At 70.5% G+C, this 15814-nt stretch carries 13 protein-coding genes; 9 read left to right on the top strand and 4 right to left on the bottom strand.

The genetic code is table 11. The features are described 5' to 3' along the window. Positions 1-211: 211 nt before the first annotated feature. Both meaB and STRIP9103_RS13960 read right to left on the bottom strand, forming a co-directional pair. Positions 212-1168, bottom strand: a complete 957-nt coding sequence (gene meaB / locus STRIP9103_RS13965) for a methylmalonyl Co-A mutase-associated GTPase MeaB (RefSeq protein ID WP_009310207.1) — start codon at positions 1166-1168, stop codon at positions 212-214. 110 nt (positions 1169-1278) lie between these two features. Then, positions 1279-2481 (bottom strand): acetyl-CoA C-acetyltransferase, encoded by a 1203-nt coding sequence (locus STRIP9103_RS13960; protein WP_009310197.1) that lies wholly within the window; start codon positions 2479-2481, stop codon positions 1279-1281. A gap of 148 nt (positions 2482-2629) precedes the next feature. Between STRIP9103_RS13960 and mce the strand changes: the two genes are divergently transcribed. From mce to STRIP9103_RS13925, 7 genes are all read left to right on the top strand, one after another. Then, positions 2630-3070, top strand: coding sequence for a methylmalonyl-CoA epimerase (gene mce, locus STRIP9103_RS13955; RefSeq protein ID WP_009310200.1), 441 nt, complete (start codon positions 2630-2632; stop codon positions 3068-3070). 298 nt (positions 3071-3368) lie between these two features. Then, positions 3369-7217, top strand: coding sequence for a polarized growth protein Scy (gene scy, locus STRIP9103_RS13950; protein ID WP_009310205.1), 3849 nt, complete (start codon positions 3369-3371; stop codon positions 7215-7217). A gap of 246 nt (positions 7218-7463) precedes the next feature. Beyond that, the gene (locus tag STRIP9103_RS13945) at positions 7464-8402 is read left to right on the top strand and encodes a coiled-coil domain-containing protein (protein ID WP_009310208.1); all 939 of its coding nucleotides are present in this window, start codon (positions 7464-7466) and stop codon (positions 8400-8402) included. A gap of 288 nt (positions 8403-8690) precedes the next feature. Further along, the gene (locus STRIP9103_RS13940; protein WP_009310209.1) at positions 8691-9641 is read left to right on the top strand and encodes an ABC transporter ATP-binding protein; all 951 of its coding nucleotides are present in this window, start codon (positions 8691-8693) and stop codon (positions 9639-9641) included. A gap of 2 nt (positions 9642-9643) precedes the next feature. Continuing rightward, positions 9644-10414, top strand: coding sequence for an ABC transporter permease (locus STRIP9103_RS13935; protein ID WP_009310195.1), 771 nt, complete (start codon positions 9644-9646; stop codon positions 10412-10414). A gap of 174 nt (positions 10415-10588) precedes the next feature. Beyond that, positions 10589-11821, top strand: a complete 1233-nt coding sequence (locus STRIP9103_RS13930) for an ABC transporter ATP-binding protein (protein WP_048820254.1) — start codon at positions 10589-10591, stop codon at positions 11819-11821. Continuing rightward, a complete protein-coding gene (locus STRIP9103_RS13925; protein WP_009310196.1) occupies positions 11818-12684 on the top strand; it encodes an ABC transporter permease subunit in 867 nt (288 codons plus the stop codon). The genes STRIP9103_RS13930 and STRIP9103_RS13925 overlap by 4 nt, the downstream gene beginning before the upstream one ends. A gap of 93 nt (positions 12685-12777) precedes the next feature. Here the strand turns inward: STRIP9103_RS13925 and STRIP9103_RS13920 are convergent, their stop codons facing one another. Further along, positions 12778-13119: a hypothetical protein gene (locus STRIP9103_RS13920; protein ID WP_009310204.1), complete on the bottom strand. Its 342-nt coding sequence runs from the start codon at positions 13117-13119 to the stop codon at positions 12778-12780. Between the two features lie 222 nt (positions 13120-13341). Between STRIP9103_RS13920 and STRIP9103_RS13915 the strand changes: the two genes are divergently transcribed. Continuing rightward, complete coding sequence (locus STRIP9103_RS13915) at positions 13342-14370, top strand: LLM class flavin-dependent oxidoreductase (protein ID WP_009310206.1); 1029 nt, start codon at positions 13342-13344, stop codon at positions 14368-14370. Between the two features lie 89 nt (positions 14371-14459). On the opposite strand, the gene STRIP9103_RS13910 is transcribed toward STRIP9103_RS13915, so the two are convergent. Next, complete coding sequence (locus STRIP9103_RS13910; protein WP_005311822.1) at positions 14460-14852, bottom strand: SCO5389 family protein; 393 nt, start codon at positions 14850-14852, stop codon at positions 14460-14462. 362 nt (positions 14853-15214) lie between these two features. Between STRIP9103_RS13910 and nucS the strand changes: the two genes are divergently transcribed. Next, on the top strand, positions 15215-15814 hold a 600-nt coding region (gene nucS / locus STRIP9103_RS13905; protein WP_048820253.1), incomplete at its 3' end, for an endonuclease NucS.

Raw genomic sequence — 15814 nt, 5'->3', positions numbered from 1 at the left:
CCTACCGCCGTTTGGAGGGGGTTACGCGCCGGCTGCGGATTGAAAGCAAGGGACGCGACCGCGTCTTTCAGGGGCGCGGGGAACTGCGCGACCAGCCCCCACCCACCCGCAGCCAACCAACCGGCCCTCAGAAACCGCCCGGGGTCGAAGGGGCAGCACCCCTAGTGGGGGAGGGACGGGTAGGGGCGGCGGGGGCGGGAAAACCCCGAGGTCACCCCTGCGTCAGACCCGCCACCAGTTCGTCCGCCGCACCATACGGATCCAGATCCCCCGCGACGATCCGCTCGGCCAACGCACTCAACCGCCGGTCCCCATGAAGGTCACCGATCCGCTCCCGCAGCGCGGTGACCGCGATCGTCTCCACCTCCCGCGCCGCCCGCGCAAGCCTCCGCTCCGCGAGCACCCCCCGCTCCTCCATCCACGCCCGATGCTTCTCCAGCGCCTCGACCACCTCGTCGATGCCCTCCGCCCGGGCCGCGACCGTCTTGACGATCGGAGGCCGCCAGTCACCGGGCCCACGGCTCTCCCCCAGCCCCAGCATGTGGTTGAGCTCGCGCGCGGTGGCGTCCGCGCCGTCACGGTCGGCCTTGTTGACGACGTACACATCCCCGATCTCCAGGATTCCGGCCTTGGCCGCCTGGATGCCGTCACCCATGCCGGGCGCCAGCAGCACCACGGAGGTGTCCGCCTGGGAGGCGATCTCGACCTCCGACTGGCCGACGCCGACCGTCTCGACCAGGATCACGTCGCACCCCGCCGCGTCCAGCACCCGGATCGCCTGCGGGGCCGCCCACGCCAGGCCACCCAGATGGCCGCGGGTCGCCATGGAGCGGATGTACACGCCGGGGTCGGAGGCGTGCTCCGACATCCGGACGCGGTCGCCGAGCAGGGCGCCGCCGGAGAACGGGGAGGACGGGTCGACGGCCAGGACGCCGACCCGCTTCCCGGCCCGCCGGTACGCCGTCACCAGCGCCGACGTGGACGTGGACTTGCCGACGCCCGGTGAACCGGTCAGGCCCACCACATACGCGCCGCCCGTCAGCGGGGCCAGCGCCGCCATGACCTCGCGGAGCTGCGGGGACGCCCCCTCCACCAGAGAGATCAGCCGGGCGACGGCACGCGGCCGTCCCTCCCTGGCCTGGGCCACCAGCGTGGGGACGTCCTGCATCACAGCTCCGTTCCGAGTAGACAAGTGACGACGGTCGGCCACATGGACCTGAGAACCGACGAGAACCGACGAGAACCGAACGCCTCAGGTCCGACGAGAGCCCGAACGCCTCAGGCCTTGGGTACCCGCACGATCAGCGCGTCACCCTGTCCACCGCCACCGCACAGCGCCGCCGCGCCGACACCGCCGCCCCGCCGCTTCAGCTCAAGGGCGAGGTGCAGGACCAGACGCGCGCCGGACATGCCGATCGGGTGGCCGAGGGCGATCGCGCCGCCGTTGACGTTCACCTTTTCCGGGGACACTCCGAGGTCCTTCATTGACTGCACGGCGACGGCGGCGAAGGCCTCGTTGATCTCGATGAGGTCGAGGTCGGCGACCTCCAGACCGTCCTTCTTGAGGGCGTGCTGGATGGCGTTCGACGGCTGCGACTGCAGAGAGTTGTCGGGGCCGGCCACGTTTCCGTGGGCGCCGATCTCCGCCAGCCACTCCAGGCCCAGCTCCTCCGCCTTCTCCTTGCTCATGACGACCACGGCCGCGGCGCCGTCCGAGATCTGCGAGGCGGAGCCGGCGGTGATCGTGCCGTCCTTGGAGAACGCCGGGCGCAGCTTGGCCAGGGACTCGGCCGTCGTCTCGCCGCGGATGCCTTCGTCCTGGCTGAAAACGACCGGTTCGCCCTTGCGCTGCGGGATCTCGACGGGAGTGATCTCGGCGTCGAAGACACCGTTCTTCTGCGCGGCGGCGGCCCGCTGGTGCGAGAGCGCGGCGATCTCGTCCTGCTCGGGGCGGAGGATGCCGAGGCGGGTGTTGTGCTTCTCGGTGGACTCGCCCATGGCGATGCCCTCGAAGGAGTCGGTCAGACCGTCGTACGCCATGGCGTCGAGCATCTGGATGGCGCCGTACTTGTAGCCCTCGCGGGACTTCGGCAGCAGGTGGGGGGCGTTGGTCATGGACTCCTGGCCGCCCGCCACGACCACGTCGAACTCACCCGCACGGATCAACTGATCCGCCAGCGCGATGGCGTCGAGGCCCGACAGACACACTTTGTTGATCGTGAGCGCGGGCACGTTCATCGGGATGCCCGCCTTGACCGCGGCCTGGCGCGCCGGGATCTGCCCTGCCCCGGCCTGGAGCACCTGGCCCATGATCACGTACTGCACCTGGTCGCCACCGATCCCCGCACGGTCGAGGGCGGCCTTGATCGCGAAGCCGCCGAGGTCGGCTCCGGAGAAGGACTTCAGCGAACCGAGCAACCGTCCCATGGGCGTACGGGCGCCCGCGACAATCACCGAGGTCCTGCCGTTCGTTCCAGTCATGAGGTGCGATCCCCTTCCAGCCTGCACGGCCGAGGAGTGAACGAGGGTTTACTTCGAATGTACTGAGTGGCACTCCGTGCCGTCATCGGGCTGTCGGTGTGATCGCTGGCACGTTGCGTAACCACCTGAGGAGCGCTGCACTGAAACCATGCTGACTCGAATCGACCACATCGGGATCGCCTGCTTCGACCTCGACACGACTGTTGAGTTCTACCGGGCCACGTACGGCTTCGAGGTGTTCCACTCCGAGGTCAACGAGGAGCAGGGCGTCCGCGAGGCCATGCTCAAGATCAACAGTACGGACGACGGCGGCGCCTCGTACCTCCAGCTCCTGGAGCCCACCCGGGAGGACTCCGCCGTCGCCAAATGGCTGGCGAAGAACGGCGAAGGGGTCCACCACATCGCCTTCGGTACGGCGGACGTGGACGGCGACGCGGCCGCGATCAAGGACAAGGGCGTACGCGTCCTGTACGAGGAGCCGCGACGCGGTTCCATGGGGTCACGGATCACGTTCCTGCACCCCAAGGATTGTCACGGTGTACTGACAGAACTGGTCACTTCGGCGCCAGTTGAGTCACCTGAGCACTGACCCCCGTACATATGGGCCGGTAGGGTTGGGCCCGGCCGTCCCTTTTCAAGGTGGCGGCCCGGGTCCTGCCGCCTTCCGACGACGGGACCCAAGGGTGCTCCTGTCGGATGGCCGTGCGACGCCACGGAGATCCATCAGGAGTGTCCCAGGGCCGGGGTCCAGGTTTCGGGGGACGAGGGTTAGGGCGGCAGCCCGTGCTCCGCCGTTGATCTGACACCATTCCCCGGGGGCCCCGTTCGCCGGTTGGACGGAGCTCGTTTGCCAGAGGTTGCGACCAGGGGACGGATGGGACCGCGCAGTGCGGGGCTACGAACGCCAGGAGCGAGAGCCGGCGGCTGACGTCGACCACCTCTCTCGGTTCGAGGCCGAGATGGAGCGGCTGAAGACCGAGCGGGAAAAGGCGATCCAGCACGCCGAGGACCTCGGCTACCAGGTCGAGGTGCTGCGCGCCAAGCTGCACGAGGCGCGCCGCACCATCATGTCCCGACCCGCCTACGACGGCGGCGACCTCGGGTACCAGGCCGAGCAGATGCTCCGCCAGGCCCAAATGCAGGCCGACCAGCTGCGCCAGGACGCCGAGCGCGAGCTGAGCCAGGCCCGTGCGCAGACCCAGCGGATCCTCCAGGAGCACGCCGAGCAGGCCGCCCGTCTCCAGGCGGAGCTGCACCAGGAGGCGGTCACCCGCCGTCAGCAGCTCGACCAGGAGCTGGCCGAGCGCCGCCAGACCGTCGAGTCGCACGTCAACGAGAACGTGGCGTGGGCCGAGCAGCTGCGCGCCCGTAGTGAGGCGCAGGCCCGCCGGCTCGTCGACGAGTCGCGCGCCGAGGCCGAGCAGGCGCTGGCCGCCGCCCGCGCCGAGGCCGAACGGCTCGTCGCCGAGGCCCGTCAGCGGCTGCAGGGCGACGCGGACGCGGCGCGCGCCGAGGCCGACCAGATCCTGCGCCGGGCCCGTGCCGAGGCCGAGCGGCTGCTGAACGCGGCGTCGACGCAGGCCCAGGAGGCCACCGAACACGCCGAGCAGCTGCGCTCCTCCTCCGCGACCGAGTCGGACGCCGCCCGCCGCCAGGCCACCGAGCTGAGCCGGGCCGCCGAGCAGCGCATGACGGAGGCCGAGGCGGCGCTGCGCGAGGCGCGCGCGGAGGCCGAGAAGCTGGTCACCGAGGCGAAGGAGAACGCGGCCAAGGCCCTCTCCACCGCCGAGGCGACCAACGAGCAGCGCACGCGTACGGCGAAGGAGCAGGTCGCCCGGCTGGTCGAGGAGGCCACGAAGGAGGCCGAGGCCACCAAGGCCGCCGCCGAGGAAGTCGTCGCGGACGCCAAGGCCGAGGCGGAGAAGCTGCTGGCCGAGGCGGCCGAGAAGGCCCGCTCGATCACCGCCGAGGAGTCCGCCTCCCAGCTCGCCAAGACGGCCAAGACCGCCGAGGACGTGCTGAACAAGGCGGCCGAGGACGCCCGGAAGACCACCAAGGCCGCCGCCGAGGAGGCCGAGCGGATCCGCTCCGAGGCCGAGGCGGAGGCGGACCGGCTGCGCGCCGAGGCGCACGACCTCGCCGAGCAGCTCAAGGGCGCCGCGAAGGACGACACCAAGGAGTACCGCGCCAAGACGGTCGAGCTGCAGGAGGAGGCGCGCCGGCTGCGCGGCGAGGCCGAGCAGCTGCGGGCGGACGCGATCGCCGAGGGCGAGCGGATCCGTTCCGAGGCCCGGCGCGAGGCCGTCCAGCAGATCGAGGAGGCGGCCAAGACCGCCGAGGAGCTGCTCGCCAAGGCCAAGGCGGACGCGGACGAGCTGCGGCAGACGGCCACGACGGACAGCGAGAAGGTCCGTACGGAGGCCATCGAACGCGCTTCGACGCTGCGCCGGCAGGCCGAGGAGACCCTGGAGCGCACCCGCAAGGAGGCCGAGCGGCACCGCGCCGAGGTCATCGAACAGTCGGACGAGCTGAGGGCCGAGGCCGAGCGGGCCGCCCGTGAGCTGCGCGAGGAGACCGAGCGGGGCGTCGAGGCCCGCAAGGCGGAGGCCGCCGAGGAGCTGGCCCGGCTGCACGGCGAGGCCGAGGCGCGGCTCGCCTCCGCCGAGGAGGCGCTGGTCGACGCCCGCGCCGAGGCGGAACGGATCCGCCGCGAGGCCGCCGAAGAGACCGACCGGCTGCGCTCCGAGGCCGCCGAGCGCATCCGTACGCTCCAGGCGCAGGCCGAGGCCGAGGCGCAGCGGCTGCGCGACGAGGCCGCCTCGGACGCCTCCGCGTCGCGCGCCGAGGGCGAGGCCATCGCCGTACGGCTGCGGTCCGAGGCCGCGGCCGAGGCGGAACGGCTGAAGTCGGAGGCGCAGGACACCGCCGACCGGGTGCGGGCGGAGGCGCAGGCCGCGGCCGAGCGGCTGGGCGTGGAGGCGTCGGAGACGCTGGCCGCCGCGCAGGAGGAGGCCGCCCGGCGCCGCCGCGAGGCCGACGAACTCCTGGGCTCCGCCCGGCAGGAGGCCGACCAGGAGCGCGAGCGGGCCCGCGAGCAGAGCGAGGAGCTGCTGGCCTCGGCGCGCAAGCGCGTGGAGGAGGCCCAGGCCGAGGCCGTACGGCTGGTCGAGGAGGCCGAGCGGCGCGCCATGGAGATGGTGTCGGCGGCCGAGCAGCACGCCCAGCAGGTACGGGACTCGGTGGCCGGGCTGCACGAGCAGGCCCAGGAGGAGATCGCCGGGCTGCGCAACGCGGCCGACCACGCGGCGGAGCGTACGCGCCGGGAGGCCGAGGAGGAGGCGGACCGGGTCCGCGCCGACGCCTACGCCGAGCGGGAGCGGGCCGCCGAGGACGCCGCCCGGGTCCGGCAGCAGGCGCGGGAGGAGTCGGAGGCCGCGAAGTCGCTCGCCGAGCGTACGGTCGCGGAGGCCCTCGCCGAGGCGGAGCGGGTCCGTTCGGACGCCTCCGACCATGCCCAGCGGGTGCGTACGGAGGCCTCGGACACCATCGCGCGGGCCGACCAGGACGCCACGCGCACCCGGGCCGAGGCCCGCGAGGACGCCAACCGCATCCGGTCGGACGCGGCCACCCAGGCCGACACCCTGATCACCGAGGTCACCGCCGAGGCCGAGCGGCTGACGCGGGAGACCAACGAGGAGGCCGAGCGCGTACGGGCCGAGTCCGTCGCCAAGGCCGACCGGCTGCTGGCCGAGGCGACCGACGACGCCGAGCGGCTGCGGGCCGAGGCCGCCGAGACGGTGGCCTCCGCGCGGCAGCACGCCGAGCGGACCCGCGCCGAGGCCGAGCGGGTGCGCGCGGAGGCGGAGGCGGAGGCGGACCGGCTCATGTCGGTGGCGCGCGAGGAGGCCGACCGCACCCTCGACGAGGCCCGCAAGGACGCCAACAAGCGGCGCTCCGAGGCCGCCGAGCAGGTCGACAAGCTCATCTCGGAGACCACCGCCGAGGCCGACAAGCTGCTCACCGAGGCGCAGAAGCAGTCGCTGAAGACCACCGCGGACGCCGAGGCGCAGGCCGACTCGATGGTGGGCGCGGCCCGCAAGGAGGCCGACCGGCTGGTCTCCGAGGCGACCGTCGAGGGCAACTCCCTGGTGGAGAAGGCCCGTACGGACGCCGACGAGCTGCTGGTCGGGGCGCGCCGTGACGCGACCGCCATCAGGGAGCGCGCCGAGGAGCTGCGCGACCGCATCACCGCCGAGATCGAGGCGCTGCACGAGCGGGCCCGCCGTGAGGCCGCCGAGACGATGAAATCGACCGGTGACCGTTGTGACGCGCTCATCAAGGCGTCCGAGGAACAGCTGGAGAAGGCGACGGCGAAGGCGAAGGAGCTCGTTTCCGAGGCGAACTCCGAGGCGGGCAAGGTCCGTATCGCCGCGGTGAAGAAGGCGGAGGGGCTCCTCAAGGAGGCCGAGCAGAAGAAGGCCACGCTGATCCGCGAGGCGGAGGAGCTGAAGGCCGAGGCGATCCGCGAAGCCCGCCGTACGGTCGAGGAGGGCAAGCGCGAACTCGACGTGCTGGTCCGCCGCCGCGAGGACATCAATGCGGAGATTTCCCGTGTCCAGGACGTCCTGGAGGCGTTGGAGTCTTTTGAGGCCCCGTCGAGCGGCAAGGACGGTGGAGTCAAGGCGGGTGCCGCCGCGGGTGCGACCCGTTCGAGTGGCAAGTCGTCAGACGGCTAGCGGTGCCGGGGCGTTGCGGGTATGGTCCCGCGCCGCCCGGCGCTTACAGACACCTACAGACACCGATTTGTGTTCGTTCTGTGCTTGCCAGGGCCTTGATGCAAAGTTTCTGGCAAGTATTCCGATGGTCGGCCACTCAAAAGGGGTGTCATTCTCCAGATCAAACGTGCATCTGCTCGATGACACGCCGCTTCGCCCCCTAGGATTCCACCTATCACCTCACCGGTCTCATTCGACAGGAACCCCATGAGCGACACTTCCCCCTACGGCTTCGAGCTTGTGCGGCGTGGATACGACCGCGCTCAGGTGGACGAACGTATCTCCAAGCTCGTCTCCGACCGTGACTCCGCTCTCGCCCGCATCACCGCGCTCGAAAAGCGCATCGAGGAGCTCCACCTCGAGACGCAGAACGCCCAGGCCGCGGTCACCGACGCCGAGCCGTCCTACGCCGGGCTCGGCGCCCGCGTCGAGAAGATCCTCCGCCTCGCCGAGGAGGAGGCGAAGGACCTGCGCGAGGAGGCCCGCCGCGCCGCCGAGCAGCACCGCGAGCTCGCCGAGTCGGCGGCCCAGCAGGTGCGCAACGACGCCGAGTCGTTCGCCGCGGAGCGCAAGGCCAAGGCCGAGGACGAGGGCGTCCGGATCGTCGAGAAGGCCAAGAGCGACGCGTCCCAGCTGCGGGCCGAGGCGCAGAAGGACGCGCAGTCCAAGCGCGAGGAGGCGGACGCCCTCTTCGAGGAGACCCGCGCCAAGGCCGCGCAGGCCGCCGCCGACTTCGAGACCAACCTCGCCAAGCGGCGTGAGCAGTCCGAGCGCGACCTGGCCTCGCGGCAGCAGAAGGCCGAGAAGCGGCTCGCGGAGATCGAGCACCGCGCGGAGCAGCTGCGGCTGGAGGCGGAGAAGCTCCGCACCGACGCCGAGCGCCGTGCCCGCCAGACGGTGGAGACCGCCCAGCGTCAGGCCGAGGACATCGTCGCGGACGCGAACGCCAAGGCGGACCGCATCCGCTCGGAATCCGAGCGGGAGCTGGCGGCTCTGACGAACCGCCGCGACTCGATCAACGCCCAGCTGACGAACGTCCGCGAGATGCTGGCGACGCTGACGGGCGCCGCGGTGGCTGCCGCCGGCACCCCGGCGACGGACGACGAGCCGATCTCCCGTGGGGTTCCGGCGCAGCAGTCCCGGTAACACGACCGCCTGACGGCAACGCCAGGGGGTGTCCAGGGCCCGCATTTCCTTCGGGAGTGCGGGCCTTTGGCGTGCCTACGCTCATAGCTGCGGGCAGTCGTGCCGCTGAGGCGGCACAGGTGGGCGCGGCGGCACCTCGTAGCGCCGAGTCGCGCAGCCACCCCCCGTCCAGCAACAGCCGCCGGGCGCCCAATGGCTCGGGGTGCGTGTTGCGGCGGCGGCTGCGGGTGGTTCGTGGCCGTATCCATTCCGGTGGCAGCCCCCCGGTCGTCGTCTTAGCGTGGCCGCATGATCGAGCTCGTGGGGCTGACCAAACGGTTCGGGGAGAAGGTTGCGGTCAATAATTTGACCTTTGCGGTGCGGCCCGGGATCGTCACCGGGTTTCTCGGGCCGAACGGGGCCGGGAAGTCGACGACGATGCGGATGATTCTGGGGCTCGACCGGCCGACGGCCGGCGACGTGCGGATCGGCGGAAAGCATTACGGCGGTCTCAGGGACCCGCTGAAGTACATCGGGGCACTGCTCGACGCCAAGGCCGTGCACGGGGGTCGTAGCGCCTTCAATCATCTGCTGTGCCTCGCCCAGAGCAATGGGATCCCAAAAGCTCGGGTGCACGAGGTGCTCGACACCGTGGGGCTGACAGCCGTCGCGCGGAAGAAGGCCAAGGGGTTCTCCCTGGGGATGGGACAGCGGCTCGGTATCGCGGGGGCGTTGCTCGGCGATCCCCGGATCCTGATGTTCGACGAGCCGGGAAACGGGCTTGACCCCGAGGGCATCCATTGGATTCGCCATGTGATGAAGTCCCTTGCCGCACAGGGTCGGACCGTGTTCGTTTCGTCCCACCTGATGAGCGAGATGGCCCTGACCGCCGATCATCTGGTCGTCATCGGGCAGGGACGGCTGCTCGCCGACACCTCCATGGCGGACTTCATCCAGCAGAACTCCCGTTCGTATGTACGGATTCGTACACCGAACCGGGAGCAGCTGCTCGATGTGCTCTACGAGGCCGGCGTCATCGTCGTCGAGACGGGAGACGGCACGCTCGAAGTGGAGGGCGGCAAGCCCGAGCAGATCGGGGAGCTGGCGGCGCGGCACCAGATCGTGCTGCATGAGCTGAGTCCGCGACAGGCCTCGCTGGAGGAGGCGTTCATGCGGCTGACGGCCGAGTCGGTGGAGTACCACGCGCACAGCGGGACACCGGTCGAGGGATGGGGCGACGGCTGGACGAGGGAGCGCTGAGCATGGCCGCGACCCAGGTCGTCCGGTCGGAGTGGACCAAGATCCGGTCGGTGGCGTCCACGGTGTGGACACTCTCGCTCGCCGTGGTGGTCACGATCGCGCTCGGTGTACTCATCTCCCTGCTTTCCGAGCGCGAGTTCGACGCCATGAGTCGTGAGGACCGGCTGTCGTTCGATCCGACGTTCATCAGTTTCGCGGGCATGAGCATCGGCCAGCTGGCGATGATCGTGTTCGGGGTGCTGGTGGTGTCGAACGAGTACAGCACCGGCATGATCCGGACGTCACTGGCGGCCGTGCCGCAGCGGGGTACGTTCCTGTTCAGCAAGATCGCGGTGGCCACCGCGCTCGCCTTCGCGGTGGGGCTCGCGACCAGCTTCGTGGCGTTCTTCCTCGGGCAGGCGATGCTCGGCGAGCACAAGGCGCACATCGGCGATCCGGGCGTCCTGCGGGCCGTCATCGGCGGCGGGCTCTACATGACCCTCATCGCGATGTTCTCCATGGGCGTCGCCGCGATGCTGCGCTCGCCGATGCTGTCGCTGGGCATCCTGATGCCGTTCTTCTTTCTGATCTCCAACATCCTGGGCAACGTCGACGCCACCGAGAAGATCGGCCGGTATCTGCCCGACCAGGCCGGCAGCAGCGTCATGCGGGTGGTCACCCCGGTGGACGACGACATCCCGTACGGGCCCTGGGGCGGGCTCGCGATCATGGCGCTGTGGACGGTGGCGGCCCTGCTCGGCGGATATCTCGCCCTGCAGCGACGTGACGCGTGATCAGGTATCCGACCGGCGGGAACGTACAGATCGAACCGGCCCCCCGCGACCTGGATGCTTTTACTTTCATTTGAGCGGAACCGTCAACACACAGATAAGCTCCTAACCCTTACGGGGGCGTGCGCCCCGACGTCCTGAGACCTGACGTCCTGAACCGTTCGATGGGTGCGGAGCATGATCGAGGCAGTCGGCCTGACCAAGCGCTATGGCGCCAAGACGGCCGTGTACAACCTTTCCTTCCAGGTGCGGCCGGGGGCCGTCACCGGCTTTCTCGGGCCCAACGGCTCGGGCAAGTCGACGACGATGCGCATGATCCTCGGTCTGGACAACCCCACCTCCGGGCAGGTGACGATCGGCGGCTACCCGTACCGCAAGCTGCCGAACGCGGCCCGCCAGGTGGGTGCCCTGCTCGACGCCAAGGCGGTGCACGGCGGCCGGTCCGCCCGGAACCACCTGATGTCCCTGGCGCAGCTGTCGGGCATCCCGGCCCGCCGCGTGGACGAGGTGCTGGGCGTGGTCGGCCTCCAGGAAGTGGCCAAAAAGCGCTCCAAGGGCTTCTCGCTCGGTATGGGCCAGCGGCTCGGCATCGCCGCCGCCCTGCTCGGCGACCCCCAGGTGCTGCTCTTCGACGAGCCGGTCAACGGCCTCGACCCCGAGGGCATCCTCTGGGTGCGCAACCTGATGAAGGCGCTCGCCGCCGAGGGCCGTACGGTCTTCGTCTCCTCGCACCTGATGAGCGAGATGGCGCTGACCGCCGACCATCTGATCGTGATCGGGCGCGGCCAGCTGCTCTCCGACATGAGCGTGAAGGACTTCATCTCCGCGAACTCGGCCGACTTCGCGCGCGTACGGACGCCGGACACCGAGCCGCAGTCGCGCGAGAAGCTGACGTCCGCGCTGACCGAGGCCGGCGGCCAGGTGCTGCCCGAGCCGGACGGCGCGCTGCGCGTCACCGGTCTGCCGCTGCCCCGCATCAGCGACCTCGCGCACGACGCCGACGTACGGCTGTGGGAGCTGTCGCCGCACCAGGCCTCGCTGGAAGAGGCGTACATGCGGATGACGCAGGGCGCCGTCGACTACCGCTCGACCATCGACCAGAAGGCCGGGCTCCAGCAGCCCCTGCCGCCCGGCGCGACCCCGCCGATGCCGGTCCCGGGCCAGGGCCAGCCCGGCTGGTACGCCCCGCCGGCCCCGCAGCACGGCGGCCAGCCCTTCGCCCCGCCGCAGGGCCAGGCCCCGGCCGGTCCGTACGGAGCTCCGGCGCCGGCGGCTCCGGCCCCCGGTCAGCCGCAGCCGAATCCTTACGCCGCCCAGGCCGCGCCCCAGGCCCCCGCGCAGTCGGCCCCCGCCCCTGCCGCGCCCGCCGCTCCCGCCGCCGACCTGACCAAGCCCGAGGACGCCCGATGAGCACGCCCCAGCCACAAGTCGCCCAGCAGCAGCCCGCCCCGAACTGGCAGGGGGCGCCGGGCGCTTCGTACACCTCGCCGATCCCGGTGGTGCGCACCCACCTCGGGCACGCCATCGCCTCCGAGTGGACGAAGATCAAGTCCGTACGGTCGACAGTGTGGACGCTGGGCGTCTATGTCGTCCTGCTGATCGGCCTCGGTCTGCTCTTCGCGCTCATCGCCGCCTCCACGGACATGAACCTGGAGGGCGAGTCCCCGCTGGGTCTCGGGATGTTCGGGCTGATGCTCGGCAGCGTCTGCCTCATCACGCTCGGCGTACTGACCACGGCCTCCGAGTACGGCACGGGGATGATCCGGACCACCATGACCGCGTGCCCGAGCCGCGGCCGGGTGCTGGCGGCGAAGGCGATCGTGTTCTTCGCGCTCGCCTTCACGGTCACCCTGGTCACCACCGCGTTCGTCGGCTTCGTCCAGGTGGCGATCCTGGAGGGCAACAACGCCGCGAGCCCCACGGGTGAGGAGTGGTTCAAGGCGACGGTCGGCGTCAGCCTGTACCTCGCGCTGTTCGGTCTGCTCTCGCTGCTGATGGGCTCGCTGATCCGGCACTCGGCGGGCGCGATCACGATCATGCTCGGTCTGTTCCTCGCCCCGCTGGTCATCGCGATCTTCATGTTCTCGGAGTCGCTGCGGGACGTGCAGGAGTTCCTGCTGAACTACTCGATCCCGAGCCAGCTCGGCGTCTTCTACAACGCGGAGCTCGGCTCGTCCGGCCCGTCCGGCTGGGACCCGCTGTGGATCATGCTCGCTCTGGTCGGTGCCGCGTTCGTCGGCGCCTACGCTCTGCTGGAGCAGCGGGACGTGTGATGCCGGGCCGGGCCGGAGGTTCGGTGACCGAGGGCCCGGAGAGGCCTGGTATCAGAGGTGACCGACGGCCCGGAGAGGTGTGGACCTGAGGGGTCAGAACCTCGGCGCGTTACGGGACCGCTGCACCCGCGTGGTGCGGCGGTCCTTCGCGTTCCAGCAGGCCTTGTGCCAGTGGCGGCGCTCGTCGACGCCGGAGTGCTCGGGCCAGGCCACGACATGCGGCATCCCCGAGGGGATCATCTGGTCGCAGCCGGGGCAGCGGTAGGTCTTGCCCGCCGCGCTCGCGCCCGCCACATGACGCACGCTCCACTCGCCACCCTGCCAGCGCTCGCTGGACTGCCAGCCGCCGTACCGGTCCGCGCGGTCGTCCTCGGCGCTGCGGCCTGACGAGCCCGACGGACCATCGCCCTTGGGGCGGTTGCGACGCGGGGACACGGGACACCTCACGGAGCTATACAGGGAGCAGGGTTGGTGTCCAGCCTACGCGGGCCCGGTGGGGGTATGCGTACATCACCAAACACCTCAGAACACCCACCGCCCCCAACATTCTGCAGACAATCCGCAAATCTCGCCGCCAGGCCGTGTCTTGGGCACGTGTCGGGCGGTTATGCCGGGTGGGGGAGCTCCCGAGTCGGAGCCGAGTAAGCAGGAAGTGCGATGCGCGTAGGAACATTTGTACTGGGAGCCCAGTTCCCCGGCCAGGGCCAGGGGGAGGCGCTCCACCGGGCGGTACGGACGGCGGAAGTGGCCGAGGAGGCCGGACTGGACGCGGTCTGGCTGGCCGAGCACCATTTCGTGCCGTACGGGACGTGCCCGTCGGCGATCACCCTCGCCGCGTTACTGCTGGGACGCACCCGGCGGATCCGCGTCGGTACGGCGGTCAGCGTGCTGCCCACCGTCCACCCCGTGGCCCTGGGCGAACAGGCCGCCCTGCTGCATGTGACGTCAAGTGGACGCTTCTCCCTGGGCGTCGGACGCGGCGGTCCCTGGGTCGATCTGGAGGTCTTCGGCACCGGACTCGACGCGTACGAGAGCGGGTTCCCGGAATCACTCGATCTACTGGTGCGCTGGCTGCGCGAACCCTCGGTGTCGGCTTCGGGGGAACGATTCAGCTTCCGTGAAGTCCCCGTCGTACCACGCCCCTCGGAGGAGCTGGGCGAGACACCCGGGCCCGAGGTCGTCGTCGCCTGCACCTCACCCGCGAGCGTTCGGCTGGCCGCCGAGCGCGGTCTGCCGATGCTCCTCGGGATGCACGTCGGGGACGAGGAGAAGGCCGAGATGGTCGCGATGTGGCGCAACTTCGCCCGCGCGGCGGGCCGTTCGTCGACGGAGATCGCCGGCGCGGCCCATGTGTCGGCCGGCGTCTGCCAGATCGCGGACCGGCGCACCGACGCCGTGGAGGCGCTCACCAAGGCGATGCCGGGCTGGCTGAAGCAGGGGCTCGACGCCCATGTGACGGTGGACGGCCGCGCCCGCGCCATGCGGGATCCGCTCGCGTACACCGAACTGCTCTGCGGGCTCCACCCGGTGGGGACCCCACGGCTGTGCGCCGACCGACTGGCGGCGACGAGCGAGCGGACGGGCATCTCCCGCTTCGCCCTGCTCGTCGAGGGTTCCGGCGATCTGGCGGCGACGGAGGAGAACGTACGGCGACTCGGAGCCGAGGTGCTCCCTCACCTCGGCTGAGCCACTGCTTGACGCTGCGGGAAGCTTGCCGCCCCGGTTACTGATGCACCTCCCGCGGTTGGAGCGGCAAGCTGTGCTGCGTCATGGCCTCAGCAGTCCCGGAGTTCCGGTGACTGGTTGAGGAGTTGACCGCGGATCGAGGTGAAGCGGGCCAGCCGTTCGTCCACGGATGGATCCAGGGGGAACACCGCCACTCGGTGGCAGTTCTGGAAGGCCAGCCGAACACCGAAGTGCCGCTGCAGCGCGCCGCGAATCGCGTCACTGGCGAGCGCGCGGAGCAGCTGTCCGCGTGCCTGCTCGTCCGGCGGGGGCGTCTGGTTGTCGGCGAACTCTCCGCCGTCGACCTTCAGCTGTGCCACCAGGGAGCTGATCATCTCCCATGCGTAGGGCAGGGAGGTCCGGACGCAGTCGACGAAGGCGGCTTCGTCGACCTCGCCTCGCTCGGCCTGTTCGAGTAGGGCCGGTGAGACGTCGAGCGACATGGGTTCTCCTCTCGCACCCCCGCTACAACAGGGGTTGACGGACAGGGTTGGAGCTCACTCGCCGAACACGCAGAGTGCACGGTTCGCAACCTCGCGTTTCTACCGTATGCAACCGCGCGTGGCCGCACCAGGAGAATGCGCGCACCGACGGAGCCCTTGTCGCACACAATCAGCCATTGCCGAACAGGAGTTGACAGCGGCACATGCCGGAGGACGACGGAGGCTCATGTGAGGGGCGTGAGACCGTGACGGAGGGCGACAGTTCCGAACGTGACGGGTGTGGTCGTCGAACGACGACCGTCAGCCGCTGCCATGGTGGGCGAATCGCGCGCACCCATCGGTGTCGAGTAGCGTTGCCGACCATGCGTCTCGTCATTGCCCGCTGCTCCGTGGACTACGCGGGCCGGCTCACCGCCCACCTCCCCTCAGCTCCCCGTCTGATCCTGGTGAAGGCGGACGGCAGCGTCTCGATCCACGCGGACGACCGGGCCTACAAGCCCCTCAACTGGATGTCGCCGCCCTGCACGCTGAAGGAGGGCACCGACGACGAGAAAGACGTCTGGACCGTCGTCAACAAGGCGGGCGAGAAGCTCATCATCACGATGGAGGAGGTCCTCCACGACTCCTCGCACGAGCTGGGGGTCGACCCCGGCCTCATCAAGGACGGCGTGGAGGCACACTTGCAGGAGCTGCTCGCCGACCGCATCGAGACCCTCGGCGAGGGGTACACGCTGATCCGCCGTGAGTACATGACGGCGATCGGCCCGGTCGACATCCTGTGCCGGGACGCCGACGGCGCGACGGTCGCGGTGGAGATCAAGCGGCGCGGCGAGATCGACGGCGTGGAGCAACTCACCCGCTATCTGGAGCTGTTGAACCGCGACCCGCACCTGGCGCCGGTCCGCGGCATCTTCGCCGCCCAGGAAATCAAGCCCCAGGCCCGCGTCCTCGCCACGGACCGC

It is taken from the genome of Streptomyces ipomoeae 91-03 (genome assembly GCF_000317595.1).
Lineage (GTDB): Bacteria > Actinomycetota > Actinomycetes > Streptomycetales > Streptomycetaceae > Streptomyces > Streptomyces ipomoeae.
This window is presented reverse-complemented; position numbering and strand designations above follow the sequence as displayed.

Bases quoted from the DNA above. Each gene is read 5' to 3' on its own strand.
- STRIP9103_RS13925 (WP_009310196.1), top strand. From the start codon at position 11,818: ATGAGCACGCCCCAGCCACAAGTCGCCCAGCAGCAGCCCGCCCCGAAC.
- mce (WP_009310200.1), top strand. From the start codon at position 2,630: ATGCTGACTCGAATCGACCACATCGGGATCGCCTGCTTCGACCTCGAC.
- STRIP9103_RS13960 (WP_009310197.1), bottom strand. From the start codon at position 2,481: ATGACTGGAACGAACGGCAGGACCTCGGTGATTGTCGCGGGCGCCCGT.
- meaB (WP_009310207.1), bottom strand. From the start codon at position 1,168: ATGCAGGACGTCCCCACGCTGGTGGCCCAGGCCAGGGAGGGACGGCCG.
- STRIP9103_RS13935 (WP_009310195.1), top strand. From the start codon at position 9,644: ATGGCCGCGACCCAGGTCGTCCGGTCGGAGTGGACCAAGATCCGGTCG.
- STRIP9103_RS13915 (WP_009310206.1), top strand. From the start codon at position 13,342: ATGCGCGTAGGAACATTTGTACTGGGAGCCCAGTTCCCCGGCCAGGGC.
- STRIP9103_RS13945 (WP_009310208.1), top strand. From the start codon at position 7,464: ATGAGCGACACTTCCCCCTACGGCTTCGAGCTTGTGCGGCGTGGATAC.
- STRIP9103_RS13930 (WP_048820254.1), top strand. From the start codon at position 10,589: ATGATCGAGGCAGTCGGCCTGACCAAGCGCTATGGCGCCAAGACGGCC.
- STRIP9103_RS13940 (WP_009310209.1), top strand. From the start codon at position 8,691: ATGATCGAGCTCGTGGGGCTGACCAAACGGTTCGGGGAGAAGGTTGCG.
- STRIP9103_RS13910 (WP_005311822.1), bottom strand. From the start codon at position 14,852: ATGTCGCTCGACGTCTCACCGGCCCTACTCGAACAGGCCGAGCGAGGC.